Annotated in this window: 14 protein-coding genes; 9 read left to right on the forward strand and 5 right to left on the reverse strand. The window is 48.8% G+C overall.

Going from position 1 to position 15,612, the window contains the following annotated elements:
• Positions 1–272 (reverse strand): hypothetical protein (locus tag POG22_RS16385; RefSeq protein ID WP_498906441.1); only part of this gene is annotated, 272 nt, incomplete at its 3' end.
• Between the two features lie 62 nt (positions 273–334).
• On the opposite strand from POG22_RS16385, the gene POG22_RS16390 reads away from it, so the two are divergent.
• The 7 genes from POG22_RS16390 to POG22_RS16420 all read left to right on the forward strand — a co-directional run bounded on the left by POG22_RS16390 (position 335) and on the right by POG22_RS16420 (position 8,866).
• Positions 335–1,732: a DUF3370 domain-containing protein gene (locus POG22_RS16390; protein ID WP_498906458.1), complete on the forward strand. Its 1,398-nt coding sequence runs from the start codon at positions 335–337 to the stop codon at positions 1,730–1,732.
• A gap of 279 nt (positions 1,733–2,011) precedes the next feature.
• Entirely contained in the window at positions 2,012–2,707 is a 696-nt protein-coding gene (locus tag POG22_RS16395; RefSeq protein ID WP_498906443.1) for a histidine phosphatase family protein, read from the forward strand.
• 31 nt (positions 2,708–2,738) lie between these two features.
• The gene (gene egtC / locus POG22_RS16400; RefSeq protein ID WP_498906445.1) at positions 2,739–3,539 is read left to right on the forward strand and encodes an ergothioneine biosynthesis protein EgtC; all 801 of its coding nucleotides are present in this window, start codon (positions 2,739–2,741) and stop codon (positions 3,537–3,539) included.
• Positions 3,511–4,752 (forward strand): ergothioneine biosynthesis protein EgtB, encoded by a 1,242-nt coding sequence (gene egtB / locus POG22_RS16405; protein WP_498906446.1) that lies wholly within the window; start codon positions 3,511–3,513, stop codon positions 4,750–4,752. Before egtC ends, egtB begins: the two co-directional genes overlap by 29 nt.
• Before the next feature lie 203 nt (positions 4,753–4,955).
• A complete protein-coding gene (locus tag POG22_RS16410) occupies positions 4,956–6,119 on the forward strand; it encodes a TMEM43 family protein (protein WP_498906447.1) in 1,164 nt (387 codons plus the stop codon).
• A gap of 162 nt (positions 6,120–6,281) precedes the next feature.
• Complete coding sequence (locus POG22_RS16415; RefSeq protein WP_498906448.1) at positions 6,282–7,064, forward strand: sugar phosphate nucleotidyltransferase; 783 nt, start codon at positions 6,282–6,284, stop codon at positions 7,062–7,064.
• A gap of 527 nt (positions 7,065–7,591) precedes the next feature.
• Positions 7,592–8,866, forward strand: coding sequence for a glycosyltransferase (locus POG22_RS16420; protein ID WP_498906449.1), 1,275 nt, complete (start codon positions 7,592–7,594; stop codon positions 8,864–8,866).
• 79 nt (positions 8,867–8,945) lie between these two features.
• On the opposite strand, the gene POG22_RS16425 is transcribed toward POG22_RS16420, so the two are convergent.
• Positions 8,946–9,830, reverse strand: a complete 885-nt coding sequence (locus tag POG22_RS16425) for a class I SAM-dependent methyltransferase (RefSeq protein ID WP_190288564.1) — start codon at positions 9,828–9,830, stop codon at positions 8,946–8,948.
• A 293-nt stretch (positions 9,831–10,123) separates the two neighbouring features.
• On the opposite strand from POG22_RS16425, the gene POG22_RS16430 reads away from it, so the two are divergent.
• The gene (locus POG22_RS16430) at positions 10,124–11,233 is read left to right on the forward strand and encodes a cyclic nucleotide-binding domain-containing protein (RefSeq protein WP_498906451.1); all 1,110 of its coding nucleotides are present in this window, start codon (positions 10,124–10,126) and stop codon (positions 11,231–11,233) included.
• A 303-nt stretch (positions 11,234–11,536) separates the two neighbouring features.
• Here POG22_RS16430 and POG22_RS16435 read toward each other — a convergent pair whose 3' ends face one another.
• The 3 genes from POG22_RS16435 to POG22_RS16445 all read right to left on the reverse strand — a co-directional run bounded on the left by POG22_RS16435 (position 11,537) and on the right by POG22_RS16445 (position 14,960).
• Positions 11,537–12,715, reverse strand: a complete 1,179-nt coding sequence (locus POG22_RS16435; protein WP_498906454.1) for an SAM-dependent methyltransferase — start codon at positions 12,713–12,715, stop codon at positions 11,537–11,539.
• Between the two features lie 199 nt (positions 12,716–12,914).
• Positions 12,915–13,634, reverse strand: a complete 720-nt coding sequence (locus POG22_RS16440) for a YwaF family protein (RefSeq protein ID WP_063716609.1) — start codon at positions 13,632–13,634, stop codon at positions 12,915–12,917.
• Positions 13,635–13,637: 3 nt separating this feature from the next.
• Positions 13,638–14,960: an efflux RND transporter periplasmic adaptor subunit gene (locus tag POG22_RS16445; protein ID WP_498906456.1), complete on the reverse strand. Its 1,323-nt coding sequence runs from the start codon at positions 14,958–14,960 to the stop codon at positions 13,638–13,640.
• Between the two features lie 361 nt (positions 14,961–15,321).
• On the opposite strand from POG22_RS16445, the gene POG22_RS16450 reads away from it, so the two are divergent.
• Positions 15,322–15,507, forward strand: coding sequence for a hypothetical protein (locus POG22_RS16450; protein ID WP_498906459.1), 186 nt, complete (start codon positions 15,322–15,324; stop codon positions 15,505–15,507).
• The last annotated feature ends 105 nt before the right edge of the window (positions 15,508–15,612 follow it).

Genomic DNA, 15,612 nt, shown 5'->3' on the forward strand with positions numbered 1-15,612 from the left:
GCAAGGGAGAGGGGGAGCAAGGGAGAGGGGGAGAAACTATTAACTGTTCCCTGTTCCCTGTTCCCTGTCTTCACTGGTGACTGGTGACTGGCGACTGGTGACTGGCGACTGGTGACTGGTGACTGGTGACTGGTGACTGGTGACTGGTACGACTGTATAAAGAATCGATCGCCGAATTCGCGAATATCTCGCAACACCGATCCGGTATAGTGATCGGTCAGTGTCGCTGTATGACCGAATGCTCCCACTATCTCTGTTTGCTGCGCTGACACCCGTGTCGATCGCGATGGCACGACCTCACACACAGCTATATGAGAATCGCTTATCCTCAGAGATGGCGCAAGTCTCGTCTTCTGAGTCTTCGCCGTCTGAATCCTCACCGCCTCCTGAAGAGGAGATCGAAGACGTGCCGTTCGTTGAAGTCTTTTTTCCGACAGAAATGCGGCCGCTTCCGGGGCGTCTCGATACCGTTCCCGTCTTCAACAGCAACAGTCCCGAAGTCGTTCTCGAAGAAGGGGTCTTGTTATCGACGTTTCCCCCGGAAGACCGCTCCCATCCCGACGCTCATCTCGATTACGCCTTCGAGGGGCGGTTCGACATTTTTACCCACCACATCGCTCGGGCCCGCACGCGATCGCAAACTCGAACCCTGTTTCAAGGGATTTTGCTACACAATCCCAGCGATCGCACCGTGCGCGTCGAAGTCCTCCACGGGGCTAGCTATCTCACCCGTCCCGATGCGTTGTTCGTCGAACTTCCCGATTACGTCGACGATCGCCTGGGAACGGTGTACTCGGGACCCGGTAGCCGCGCCACCAACGATGTATTGCGACGGAAACGCCAGGGAAACTGGCCCGCCGTCCTCGAACTCAAACCCGGCGACTATCGGATGTTGATGAACCTGCCGATTCCCGTCGGTCGCGTGGTTCCCTCCAGTAACGGGCGATCGACCTTGCTGCGTTTGTTGAGCGACGGGCCTGTGTACGTCGCCTGTTTGGCCATGTTCGCCCCCCGCAACGGCAGTAACGAACGTATCCCTACCCTAGAGGAATGGCAAACCCTGCTCGATACCACAGGCTTGTCAGGGCCGCGAGATCTCGAACCCACTCCGATCGATCGCATCTACGACGTAGACCGAATGATTTACTCTCGTGTCGCGGGGGTGGCCGTGGGATCGCGATGGGAAGCTCAACTGGTGGATTCCGGCAAACTCGAAAGCGATGACTCTCCGCAATTGACCGTCCCCGAACCGGGGCGATCGTTTTCTTACGGTTTGAGTACCCTGCATCGCGGACGTTTGGGAACCGAACAAATCCAAAGCGCCCAACTGGTACGCCGCTATCCCGACACCGCTTACTACGCCCACGGGAACTACGGCATCGAATACAACCTCACATTACCCCTGTTCAACCCCAGCAACAACCCGCGTCAAGTGTCGCTGCTGTTTCAAACCCCCATCAAACAAGATCTCGTCAACGGCGGGTTAACCTTTCTCGATCCTCCCGAAAACCGCATCTTTTTCCGAGGAATCGTGCGCGTGCAGTACAACGACGACGAGGGAACGCCCCAAACCCGTTACGTTCATCTCGTCCAACGTCGCGGTCAAGCCGGAGATCCCCTCGTGACCCTCAACATCCAACCGCGCAACAAACGACTCGTCGAAGTCGATTTTATCTATCCCCCGGATTCGACGCCCCCGCAGGTGTTGACAGTTCAAACGGAGACGAGGTGATGGGGACAGTCACCAGTCACCAGTCACCAGTCACCAGTGAAGATAGGGAACAGGGAACAGGGCATCTCGATTAATTCAAGCTTACTGAGAAAAAGGCTCTGCTATCGAAAATGGAGAACGAGATTTCAAGGATTTCAGCCGTTGAGTTTTGAGCTAGAATCAATTTTTCGAGGTTCCCAACAGTTAATAGTTTCTCCCCCTCTCCCCCTCTCCCCCTCTCCCTGTCTTCACCTCGATTCGCTAAGATGCGATCGCTCTCTTGTTAAAGGCGAACCGACAATGGCGAAACTTATCCTCGTCCGCCACGGACAGAGTACCTGGAACGCAGCCAATAAGTTTACGGGTTGGGTGGACGTTCCCCTCAGTCGGTTGGGACGGGAAGAAGCCCGCAAAGCCGCTGAGAAAATTCGTGAGTATACCGTCGATGTCTGTTTTACCAGTTTGTTGGTTCGGGCGATCGAAACGGCGGTGATTTGCTTGACGGAATACGAGGAAGTCTGTCGGGGGAGGAGTCCGGTTCTCAAACACGAAGCTGACGACCCTCACTGGCACGGCTGGGATAAATACGAGGGGGACGAAAGTATCGAATTGCCCGTGTTTACGTCGATGGCGTTAGACGAACGCTATTACGGCGACTTGCAGGGATTGGATAAAGCTAAAACCGCTGAAAAATACGGCAAAGACCGGGTTCACGAATGGCGGCGATCGTTTTCCGTACGTCCCCCCGGAGGCGAAAGTTTAGAAGATACCGTGGCGCGAACCTTACCGTTTTTCACCAGTCGCATTACGACGCATCTCCAACACGGCGATAACGTCCTCGTCGCCGCCCACGGCAACTCGCTGCGAGCGATTATCATGCACCTGGACAAACTCAGTCCCGAAAACGTGCCGGGATTGGAACTGGCGACGGGAATTCCCGTGATTTACGATGTCGATGCCGAAGGAAACGTTTCCAACAAAACCGTTTTGAACTAGGATCGGAGGGACAAATTTACCCCATCGCTCCATGTGTCGTTTGTTGGGCTATCTCGGGGAGTCCGTACAGCTCTCTCGCGTGCTGTGCGACCCCGAACACTCCCTCGTCGTCCAAAGTTACGAACCCCGCGAAATGACCTCGGGAGTCGTTAATGCCGACGGTTACGGGATTGGCTGGTACGATTCTCGGTCGGAGACAGAGCGATCGCACCCCTTCACCTACAAAAGTCTATTACCGATTTGGAGCGACGTAAATCTCGACTCCCTCAGTCGCTACGTGGTCTCAGACTGCATTCTCGCCTACGTTCGCGGTGCCACCCCCGGACAAGCCGTCGATTTAAGCAACTGTCAGCCTTTTGTTTCCCAAAACCTCACCTACGTTCACAACGGCTGTATCCAAAACTTCCGCCATACCCTCTATCGCCCCATCCGAGAACGCCTCAGCGACGAACTCTACCAAAGCATCCACGGTAGTACCGACTCCGAACATATCTTCGTCCTACTGTTGCACACCTGGCAAACTCATCCCAACTGGACGCTACACCAAGCCTTGAAAGCTACACTGCTGGAGTTGCGACAACTGGCAGACACTCACAATACCCGTCTCTCGGCGAACCTGGTTCTCAGCGACGGACGCAGCCTCGTCGCCAGTCGTTTCGCCAACCACGGCAGCGCCCCCTCCCTGTATTGGATAAAAGACGATGCTGCCTTTCCCAACGCGGTGTTAATCGCCTCGGAACCTCTGTTCCCCGGAAATTGGCAAGCGTTTGCAGATGGAAGCCTCGTGTGTGTAGGAGAAAACCGTGAGTTTGACTGGTACTATCTCGACTAATCCCACCCAAGACATCCTTCGCGACGCCTTTACCCAATGTCGCCAAACCACTCTCAAACAGTTTGCAGAACTCGACGAGGCGGCGTTTTGCTGTCAGTCTCACCCCGAATTCAGTCCGGTGGGGTGGCACTTGGGACATATCGGATTTACGGAGGAACTGTGGCTGTTACGGCATTTGGCGGGAACTTCGCCGATGCAGCCTCAGTTTCATCGGTTGTACGCCGCCGACGGTTTACCGAAAACGGAACGGGTACACCTCCCCAGTTTCGAGGACACTTGCGACTATCTGCAACGGGTGCGCGATGGGGTGTTTGCGTATCTCGAGGTGGCGGCAATCGAGAAACAAAAGAACCTGTGGTGGTTTATTTTGCAACACGAAAGCCAACACAGCGAAACGGTGGCGTTGGTATTGCAACAACAGAATTTATCGGCTTTACCGTTTTCCAAATCGGGGTCGAACTCGCCGCTAGAATTCGATAGCGTGACGGTTCCCGGCGGCGAGTTCGAGATGGGCAACGATGGAGTAGAGGCGGCGGATAACGAACGACCTCGCCATCGTCGGATTGTGGAAGAATTCGAGATCGATCGCTATCCCGTCACTTGCGGTCAATATCGACAGTTTATTGAAGTGGGAGGCTACGACAACTCGCAATATTGGTCTGATTCGGGGTGGTGCTGGATTCGCGAAAACGGCATCTCGACGCCGTTGTATTGGACGAACGATCCAGAATTCGACAACTATCCAGTCTGTGGTGTAAGTTGGTACGAAGCCAACGCCTATGCGAAGTTTGTCGGAAAGCGACTCCCCACGGAAGCGGAATGGGAAAAAGCTGCCCGTTGGAACCCGCAAACGGGAGATAGTCAGGTGTATCCTTGGGGGAACGACTTCCCCGATGCGTCTCGTTGCAATCACCGTCTGTTTAACCGAGGAACTACATCAGTTGATGCCTATCCCGACGGTGTGTCTTCGGTGGGTTGTTGGGATATGTTAGGCAATGTTTGGGAATGGACGACAACGATCTTCGACGGCTATTCTGATTTTGAATTTTTCCCCTATAAAGGCTATTCTCAAACCTATTTTGATGGGGAACATTACGTTCTGCGCGGGGGAAGTTGGGCGACGCGACCTTGGGCGTTACGGAGTGCGTTTCGCAATTGGTATCATCCCCACGTTCGGCAGATTTTTGCCGGATTTCGCTTGTGTAACCTTTGAAGGTTTGCAACGAAGCTTCTAAGAGCGTAAGTCGAAATACTTAAGGTCACTTTGAAAAAGATGTGACAAGATGGGGGCGACTTGTTTTAACCCATCCGGTCATGTTTGAATCTGAAGATCGCGAAGCTGATTTCGAGGAGTATATCGAAGTTCGAGAGGTAAGTTGGTGGGATCGACTGACCAATTCCTTCATGTTGTCCCTAATGGGAATCTTGTTAATTGTTCTATCTTTTTTTATTTTAATTGGGAACGAAGGACAATCCGATCTGAACAAAGTCGCCCTCAGTACCGTCCAAATTTCTTCGGAAACGCCTAATATCGGGCATATCGGTAAACCGGTTGCAACAACGGGAATTATTCGCAGTTCGGAGTTATTAGGAGATGAATTTTTTCTCAAACCCGCTCCCTACATTGCCATGGCGCGATCGGTCGATATGTATGTTTGGGTCGAACGTCGCGAAGTTGAATCGAAAATCAATGTCGGTGGTTCTGAAACACGAAAAACAACGGTAACTTATTCCCAAAAGTGGAAGCCGATTGGCAATTTAAAGAGTACGAAGACGATATCGAGAACAGATCGCCGAAAAATAACAGAAAGTGCAGATTCAAGCCGTTTTTTAAAGCCAGAAAACCACAATAATCCCAAGCCAGCTATTCCCAATGGCTCTCGTAAAGTGTCTCGGGCACGAATTGGTATTTACGAGCTTGATATGACCCAGTTTGACGATCCGATGGTCAGTGGTGTAATTGAAGCATTTAACGAGAACTCTATGGTGGGATACAACGATATCCCTACGCGAACTCCAATTTATCCGAGTTCAGAAACCCTGAATCTCACGCCAGACACTGAAGTTTCGGGAAGTTATCTCTATAAATCTCAATATAACATTGCAAATCCAAAGGTGGGAGACTTACGCATTCGTTATGCAGTTTTTCCCGCCAATACGACGGCAACGGTGATGGGTCAACTCGAAGCCAATAACCGCATCGTTCCCTACGTTCACAGCAACAATCATAGTCTATACCGTCTTTTTCCTTCAAATCGCGAAACGACGAACGCTCGGATCGAAAAAGAAGATTTGTACTTTACTTGGATACTTAGATTTGTGGGATTTGTAATGATGTGGGGTGGTTTCGCTGCGATCGTCGAACCGATTAATGTCGTGCTCGACATACTCCCCATCTTAGGCTCGATGAGCCGTCGCGTTACGGATACAGTGACGATGTGGATCGCGTTGAGTTTGACCGTGACAACGATCGTGGTCTATCGTACAACCCAAGATTTAGAGACGCTGGCGATCGCGTGTCTCGTTGCTTTTTTCGGGACGCTCTCTCTATTTGCTATTCAGAGAAGAAGCCAAGCTTAGCTAAAAAATTGAAAGGCGATCGCGGTATCGTACAGCAGCGATCGAAAGAGCTTGAAGTCACTCAAAGCTATGCTCTTGTTCCTAAATACTAGCCGTTCTAGGAAAGTATTTTAGGTCAATGTTTGAAGTTTAAAAAAGACAAAAGCATCTGGATAAAATTCTATGAACGAGTTTATTGGAATATTACCCGCAGCCGGATTGGGGTCTCGCTTGCAGCCATTTCGATATGCGAAAGAGTTGTTGCCCGTTTTTTTTAAAACAGACGATCGCGAGAATGGAAAACGAGTCTATCCTCGAGCGGCGGCGGAGTACTCTATTCAAGCGATGCGCCATGCTAACATTCAATTTGTATTGACGGTTATCTCCGATCGCAAAACTGAAGTTATTAAATATTTTAGTGACGGTCGAGATTTCGATATCAATATAGCCTATTTGCATCAAAAAGAGCCTTATGGATTGTCTGATGCAATTAATAAAGGCTTTCAATGGTATAAAAACTCTTATGTTTTTTTGGCTCTTCCAGATACAATTTTCTATCCTTTTCATGCTATCCGTGCCATTCGAGAGGAAATTTTAGCGTCCCAAGCAGATTTGGTTTTAGGCGTTTTTCCAACCTCTAAACCCGAGCAGTTAGGGCCGGTTCGCTTTGATTCAAGCGGTAAGGCGATCGAGGTCTTAGACAAACCCAAGGTATCGAGTGTTTTTAACACTTGGGGAATTGCAGGGTGGTCTCCCACGTTTTCTAAACTGCTGAATCAGTATATGGCGATTTCACTGGAAGCTCAAAAACAACCCATTGGTAATATATTTAACCTCGCGATTACTCGCGGACTAAATGTTAGAACAGTTTTCTTTAAAGATGGAGAATACATCGATTTGGGAACGCCAGAAGGATTGGCTCATGTCATTCTCAACCGTGAATTATCGGGGCTTAAGGAAATATAAAGAAAGAGTTTGAGGCAAGACATTCAGATAAAGAGGCAACAAACTTATACGAGGGTGCATCTCAAAAATGTAAATTCATCGAATTGGGCGCACTCAATTTCCAGATCCCCGGCATCTCCAAGATGCCGGGGATCTTATACCGGAAGTGCTAATCGGGAATTTTGCCACCCAAAACTGATGTTTTTGCACTCATTGAGATGCACCCCTTATACGATACGACCGATCGCACATCAGAACGTTACAAAATATTTAAATATATGGCGATCGCACGATCCTATGGGATACCGTGGGCGGTTAGATGCTGAAACTTACTAAAATCTCTAGGTTTTGATTTGTTTTGACTAAAATCGGATTTAGATCGGTCGCTCAGTTTGCGTAACGCACTACCATCAGTTGTCTGTTTCGTGACAAGAACAGGTTAGAGATAGAGGTTTTATCGGAACATCAATTTGGCGTCTTCGTACTGACTGGAAAACAATTTTTCAGTCAGATAGTTTAGCGTGAAAAATTGCGACTCAAGACAAAAAATGGCACGGATTACAATCTTAGCAGTCGGTTCTCGTGGAGACATTCAACCGGGCGTTACGGTCGGAGTCGAACTGAAGGCGGCCGGTCATACCGTGACGGTCGCAACGCATCAGTTATTTGAGTCGTTCGTTCGCAGCTACGGACTCAATTTTACTCCGCTATGCGGCGATCCCGAATACTGGCACAGTGGTAAAGAATGGACGGATACTAAAGGTCAAGGGTTTGATTGGATTCGTGCCAACAGTCAGCGTATTGTCGAAATGGGACGACGCTATTTAGACGATCTGTGGAATGCTTGTCAAGGTGCCGACGCTATTTTTTGGCATCCGTTAGCCTTAGTGTGCGATCGCATGGCGCAAGCTCTCGGTATCCCGTCTTTTGCGTTGGCACCAGCACCGGCAACGCCAACAAGAGCGTTTGCTTGTCCGTGGGTATCCGGTTTGTTCGTAGACGGACCGGAGTTTTACAACCGTTTGAGCTGGGGCGCAACCTATCAGTTTTACTGGCACGTCGTGCGAGGTGGCGTCAACTCGTGGATTGAGGAAACCCTAGGTTTACCGGGGTATTCGATACTCGGCCCCTATCACGATATGGTCGTGCAGAAGCGGTTGAAAGTCTTCTACGCCTACAGTCCCGCACTGTTACCGAAACCGAAAGATTGGTTAGATACCATGCACGTGACGGGCTTTTTATCACTCGATCGCCCTTCGAGTTGGGAACCTCCCCAGGATCTCGTGGATTTTCTCGACGCCGGTTCGCCACCGGTTTTTGTTGGGTTTGGCAGTATGCGGAGTCGCAACCCCGACGTGATGACTGAGTTGATTTTAGAAGCGTTAGCACAAACGGGACAGCGAGGTATTTTAGCCACAGGATGGGGCGCGATCGCCGATACGGATTTACCCGATACTGTTTTTCAAATCGATTCTGTTCCCCACGATTGGCTGTTTCCGAAAGTGGCTGCTGTGGTTCATCACGGCGGACCGGGAACTGTGGCGATGGTTCTGAGAGCTGGTGTTCCGATGGTCGTGGTTCCGTTTTTTGGCGATCATTTTCTATGGGCTAACCAAATTACTAAGTTGAGATTGGGATCGTCAGTTTTCAAACATCAATTAACTGTAGACCGTCTTTCAGCGGCGATTTCTTCTGTTGTCAGCGACGAAGTTTTAAAAGCGAGGGTTCGTACTTTTAGCCAAACAATTCAGTCTGAAAACGCATCGAAGTACATTGTCGATCGCTTTCATCAGTACTTTGACAATCCTGCAAAAATTGCTTGATTTTCTATCGGGTACAGTCAGTTACAGTTTCGCGATTTTTGATTTTTTTCGACGTTCTTCTAGAATTTACCGCGAAAATTCACGAAGGGCGGCGAAACAGAATTATCATATTTCCTGGTATCGGGAAAAAATAACCCAAAAAAATGTAAAATAAAAGAAGGGGTGAAGTGAAAACCATGCCAATACGTGGTGTATCTTCCAAACTATCGATCGCGTTTCCCATTCGCCGGACATAAGACCAAATAAATCGGGTGTTGACCCCCGGAAATAGCGTATCGAAACACCATCGATCGATGACTTCAACCACTTCTAAACCGTAGGAAACACCGAGATCGATTAAGGCGCGTTCTGAAAGAATATGTCGGTGATAGGGTTGATGAAATTCTGGGCGATGAACGTCTGATAAGTTGAGTTCTTGCGCGTTTGGTGTTCCGATAAGAAACAAGCCACCGGGTTCCAAACAACGAACGGCTTCTTCAAACAAATCGCGAGGTTCTTCAAAGTGTTCGATGACATCGTAAGACGTAACGATGTGGTATTGGCGATCGAGTACAGTGCGATCGGAAAATTGAGGGACATACGGATCGTAGCCGATCGCTCCTTTGTATCCCAATTTGTTTAAAAACGATACGAACGAGCCGTGATTGCAACCGAAATCGAGAATTTGACGATCTTTCTGAAGTCCGTTTTTTCTGAGAAATTGAATTTGGCTCCAATAGCTACAAATTGTAAAATAATTTAAACCAATATTGCTAAAATAGTCTTTATAATAAACATTTAAATCTACAGATTCTTGAGAGTGGAGAGAAGAACAGTTTTTACACCGCCATACTGTAAAGCACTGATGTTGAAATCTCTTCATATTTGACGGAATTTGTGCGATCTCTGTTGCGCGATCGACTGTCCCTGGATTGTCGCACACATTACAAACTGTACGATCGCGATCGCTCGGAGTGCTTTTCATATTTTGTAATTTCCGGAATCGATACTTTTTAAAATTTATCATAGATTGCGATCGTCCTTTTTTATGCTTAAAATAAATTTAAGGAGATTTGTCAAGTTTTAATTAGAGTTATAAAATTAGGGGCAAATCAATCGAAAAGCCAAACCGATCTTCATTGCTTCAAATTTTATTCGATCGTTAAATTTCTATAAATCTGCAACAAGCTATTGAAAATTTGAGATAATCATGCTAAACTCTATTTAAATATTGACTTATAGCGTTTCCGGGTTTCAAGTAAGTAAAAAGGGAGCGTCATGCTGGAAAATTTTGCAATATTAAAAAAATTAAACAAAGAGCAAATTCTAGAGATCGAAAAAGCTTGTAAATTACGGTCTTACAATCCTGGCGATCTCATTTGCAAAGAGGGGGAAATCTCAGACGAGCTTTATTTTTTGATGTCCGGTCAAGTCGAGCTTTACAAAATTGAAGAAAATACCCAAAACAATCTGAAATTTAAAGAAATGTCAGAAGGCGAAAGTTTTGGAGAAATGTCTTTTGTCGATGGTTCGCCGAGAAGTTGTTCTATTCAAGCGGCGACGCCAGACACGAAAATCGCAGTTTTATCGAAACAGACGTTTATCGATCGCGTTCCCGACGCCTTTAAAATTATCAATGGGATTAGCGGAACGATTACCCAACAGGTGAGCGAAAACTTAAGACTGCTGAGCGATCGCCACATCGGAACGCTGCAAAAACAAATCGACGAATTACAAGAGCGAAATCACTTCGCTTACTTTTTATTTTTAATTCTCTTATCGTTATTTATAGTCACCAGCGTTAACGCCGCGATCGCCGACTTTTTTCCGACTTACAACCCTCAAACTTCCTTACCTTTTTTAATTGGATATCTCGTCGTTGTCGTGTTGATTCCAGCACTCCTCGGACGAAGTCATTTGAACTTGTCTTTTAGCGCGATTGGCGTGACGACTCGCAATCTCAAACCCTCACTTCGCGATGGTGTCTTGGTGAGTATCGTCGGGGCGATCGCGTTTTGGGGAATTGCATTAGTCCTCGATCGGATCGTTCCAGATTCCGATTTCGCCTCGAAAATTTGGGCTTGGCCGGGTGGTTCTATCGTTCTTTTAATTTATCTCGCACACAGCTACGTTCAAGAGTTACTTCGAGGCGCAGTTCAGATTTCAATTGAAAACTTTTTGGTCGATCGCAAGGGACGCGCGGGAATTTTTATTACCGCGTTGTTTTTTGGAATGTTTCACGTTCCTTATGGCACGCAAGCGATTGTCTTAACCTTAATCGGTAGCCTGATTTTTGGCTTCGTCTACAAGCGAACGTACAACTTAGTCGGAGTCACGCTCGTACATTTCGTGTTTGGTATACTGCTGATTAATATGGGTTTAATTTAACGCCGACAAAATTCAAGATCGAGGAGTCGGTGCGTTACGCGGAAATCTCATTAACTGGATTTCAATTCCATTTTCTGACCGCGTAACACACCCTACCATTACGGGGTCGGTGCGTTACGCGGAAATCTCATTGACTGGATTTCAATCCCATTTTCTGACCGCGTAACGCATCCTTGTATGTGGGTGGTGTACATTGGCGGTGCGCCTCTTTCAGGGAAGAGTTAAGAGTGTAGAGTGAAGAGTTAAAGAGGAATTTCTACTCTACACTCTGCCCTCTGCACTCTACACTGATAAACACGCACCCTACCCTCGATAATCTGCGGGATATTCCAACACAACGCGATAGGCGGTGACGCTGTAAGAAGGTTTACTCATGGCGTTGGCGGTTCCCGCACAGAGAATACGGAACAACCGCCAGAACCGTTCGTCTGACTGCGCGATCGCTTCGGCTTTCCGCTGCATCCAGCGTTCGTATCCCCCTTTCGCCCACAAATAATAATTGCGGCGATCGTTGTACAATCCTGCAATCTCGAAGGGCGATTTTCGTACCGCTGCCACGAATTCTGGCATATCCACGTGACGAAACGCCCCAGGCCAAACGTATTTCGTGACGAAACTGTGGGTTCCGTTAGTGTGGTTGTCGGCGGCGAAATCGAGATACACCCGTCCACCTGGGTTGAGGAGTTCGGGGAGTTTCTGCATCACCGATTCGTAATCTGACAAATCTTCGATGACCCCCATCATGGAAATCGCGTCGTATTTGCGATCGGGTTTGAAAGTGAAGAAGTCTTGATAGCGAACTTCGGCGTTGAGTTGATGTTCTTCGATGAGCTGTTCGACGAATTGCGCCTGATGTCGAGACAGGGTAATTCCCGTGACGTGGACGCCGCGAGATGCTGAATATCTGAGAAATCCACCCCACCCCGATCCCACTTCCAGCAAGCGATCGCCTGCTTTAAGGTTGAGTGATTCAAAGGCAAATTCGAGTTTGCGTTCGGCTCCAACTTCGAGACTATCTTCCTCGCTTTCGTAAATACCAGGGGTGTAGACGTGATAGTTGGTGTCGAGAGCGATGAGTTGGATATTCTCAGAATCGTAGTGTTTGGCAATCCATTGAGGATTGCATTTTTCTCGTCCGAAGAACATCGGTTGAAGCCGCTGCCACAGTTTCAGCAGGGGATTGAAATCTGACATCAAATCCCCCAACGACATGGCTTGAATGATGTCGCCTTCGGCTTCGATTTCGCCGTTCATGTAGGCTTCGGTAATCGTGAGTTGATTGAGGGAAAGTAAAGCTTTGCGACCGGCTTCGGTTTTAATGTAGAGGTCGAAAATGGGTTCGGAGTCGCCGATAATTTGGCTAGAACCGTCGCGATCGTGAAGGGTAAAACTAAAGGGTAGCTCTTGGTTTTGGGTCAGTCCTGATAGGAAGCGATCGAAAAATCGATCGGTTGCTCCATTGGCAATTTGGGTTACATCCATCACTATATATCTAGATAAGAACAAAGACGATATTTTTTAAGGAAGTCCTGGGCTATTGCTTTGTAACATTTGAAATAAAAAACTGTCAATATTTAACGCTTTTAGATATATGAACTTTTGTATAATTTGCGTGACACTTTCACTTGTAAGACTCAATAATTATTATAAAAATTAACAAAATATTAAAAATTGCAATTTTTTAACGATTTTGGTGTAAAATATATTGAATTTTAAAAGGAAAATATAAAATGCAAAATACCAAAAATACTAAACCTTCACAGTAAAGTAAATACCACGGCCAAGACGGTAGTGCATCGAAGAGAGTTGGACTTGGTGGCTTGTGGGCTAAAAATAAATAGTTGCTCCCCAGGATTAGGTTGACGATGCCAACGAAAATTGCGTAAATGTTAAATCCGACAAACAAGCGCACAATGCTGTTAAATTTAGGACGATATTTTTCGAGTGTTACACAATATAATCCAGTCGTAAAAATCGCGCCGTGATTGATAAAAGTTTGTACGAAGACGAAATGAGGAAACCCATAAATTCCGAGGGCAGGGGTCAACAACGCAGCGGTTGCGCCGCCGATGCCGAGGAAATAACAAAGGGGATAAAAGACGGGGTTTCCGGTAACTAATGCCACGACGCTGATATAGGTCATCGCCCCGCATAATTCGAGGGGAAGCATAGTATCGATCGCCCATTTTCCCGTCGCCAGATTCCACAGTTGCCACGCCACTTCGCTAGAAACCAACAGAACCAGCAAGCCGTAACGAACCGCGACGCCAAACCGTCGGAACCGTCGCCAACGCCACAGCGACAAATTCACCAGAACCACGATCGCCAACGCCACGAGATGGGGCGTTCCGAACAGTTGAAACGCGCCCCCTGCATAATCGCCGAAAAAGTAGCGGTTCATGGCTTATTGTGGGGAGTCGCTCTCGAGTACCGTGACGGGTTGGCCGGGAACCAGGCGATGAACCCCCTCCGCCACCACGCGATCGCCCGGTTGCAGGGTTCCGCGAACGAAGGCGCGATCGCTCTCGGCGCGAATTACCTCCACCGCATGGGGTTCGATGGCGTAAACCGACGAGTCCCCCTCGATTTCCCGCAAGCCGTAACAAGTCCACAACCCGCGCTCTCCCGACACTAACGCCGTCATGGGCAGCCAATACCCCGGTGTCGCCTCCGCTTGACGCAACGTCAACCGCACCACCGCCCCCGGAACGGCGGGAACCTCTGGGGGCAATTCCAATAACAGGGTTTGCGTTTGGGTTTGCGTATCGACTTCCGGTAAAACAGACTTCAACACGGCGCGATAGGGCGTATCTTGCAGCCAAATTTGCGGCCGAGATCCCAGGCGGAGGGTAGACGCGATCGCCAGCGGGACGCCAATTCGCACCTCTAAGGCTTCGTCGCGAACCAAGTGCATCACCGCCGTTCCCGCCGAGACGACACTACCTTCGTGGAGGTACTGCGTCGTCACTGTTCCCGAAAACGGTGCGTACAGCGTATGTTGGGCGATGGTCAACTCGAGCGATGCAACTTGGGTTTGCAGTTGGCGAATTTCGGCCTGTTGCGCCGCTTGCTGCTGGGGTGGAGTTCCCGCTAACAACAGGTTCAGTTCGCTGCGGGCGGCGTCGAGTTCCGCTTGGGCGATGTCTACGTTGGTGCGGGCGGCGTCGGCTTCTTCTTGGGCGATCGCACCGCGTCTGACGAGGTCTTGACGCCGTTTGGCGGAGAGTTCGGCCAGTTCTAGCTGGGCTTCGTAGCGACGCACTTTCGCCCGTCCGGTTTCGATTTCTTGAACCCGCGATCCCGCTTGCAATTCGTCGAGTCTGGCTTGGGAGCGATCGATCTGCGCCAGGAGTTCGGCCCGTTGTAGTTCCAATTCTTGGGTATCTAAAACGGCGAGGGGGGTTCCCGCTGCAACGCGATCGCCTTCGGAGACGAAGAGCGTGGCGACGACGCCGGAATGTTGGAAGCTGACATCGCTGCTACGGGGAGATTCCACAGTACCGCTGTAAGATTCTTCCACTTCGTAGGTGGCGGTTTCTTGCAGTGCGATCGCGCGAACTGGAAGCGGCGTTTCCACTTCCACCTCGCCCTCTACATCGGCCGCTGCGATGGGGGATTCCGGTTTTTTCAGCATCCATCCGCCAAAAAACGCCAGGGCGATCGCGCCCAAAGCGATGAGTCGCTGGGGCGACAGAGATGCTCGAAGGATATCTTTGACCCGTTTCACGATCGGTTCTCCCAACGTTTCGGCGTGACTGTCGAGATGGGGGGTGTGGAGTGTTGTTGAGGTACGCTTTGACGTGCGATCGCGTCGTATTCACAATCCAGACCGCGATTCGTCTTGCCCTATTGTGGCAGCGAATTCCACGAAACACCGCTTAAACACAAGTTTCTTAAACAAGAAGCGGTCGATCGCGGGATGCCAAAGCGTAGGATTCGGACTCGATCGATTCTCTCGCTGTCGAGTTCGCCATGACTGTCGCCCTCGCTACCTGCCTGCTCAGAGGGTTCGTTCCCTTTCAAACTTGAATTGGCGAGATATGATAAAGGAGTTCTCAGATATTAACGTAGCGATCGAGAGTCAACCTATGCAAGCGATCCTGTTAAGCAATGAAGAAGTGGCGAAACGCGCCTACCAAATCTACGAAGGTGGAATTCGCCAAAAGGTTGAAACAGAAGAAAATATTGGCAAAATGGTCATCATCAATGTTGAGACAGGTGACTATGAAGTTGATGAAACCGGGTGCATCTCAGTTTTGCAAAAATATTGCTAAAACAGAGTGCCATTTAAGTAAGCACAGCGTAAAGAAAGAATCTTAGAAACATTCTCTACTTTCCATTGCGCTCCCGATATTTTGACTCGCATTCCGATTTGCTTA

The sequence above is a fragment of the Geitlerinema sp. CS-897 genome, from assembly GCF_028368005.1.
In the GTDB taxonomy this organism is placed as follows: domain Bacteria; phylum Cyanobacteriota; class Cyanobacteriia; order Cyanobacteriales; family Geitlerinemataceae; genus Baaleninema; species Baaleninema simplex.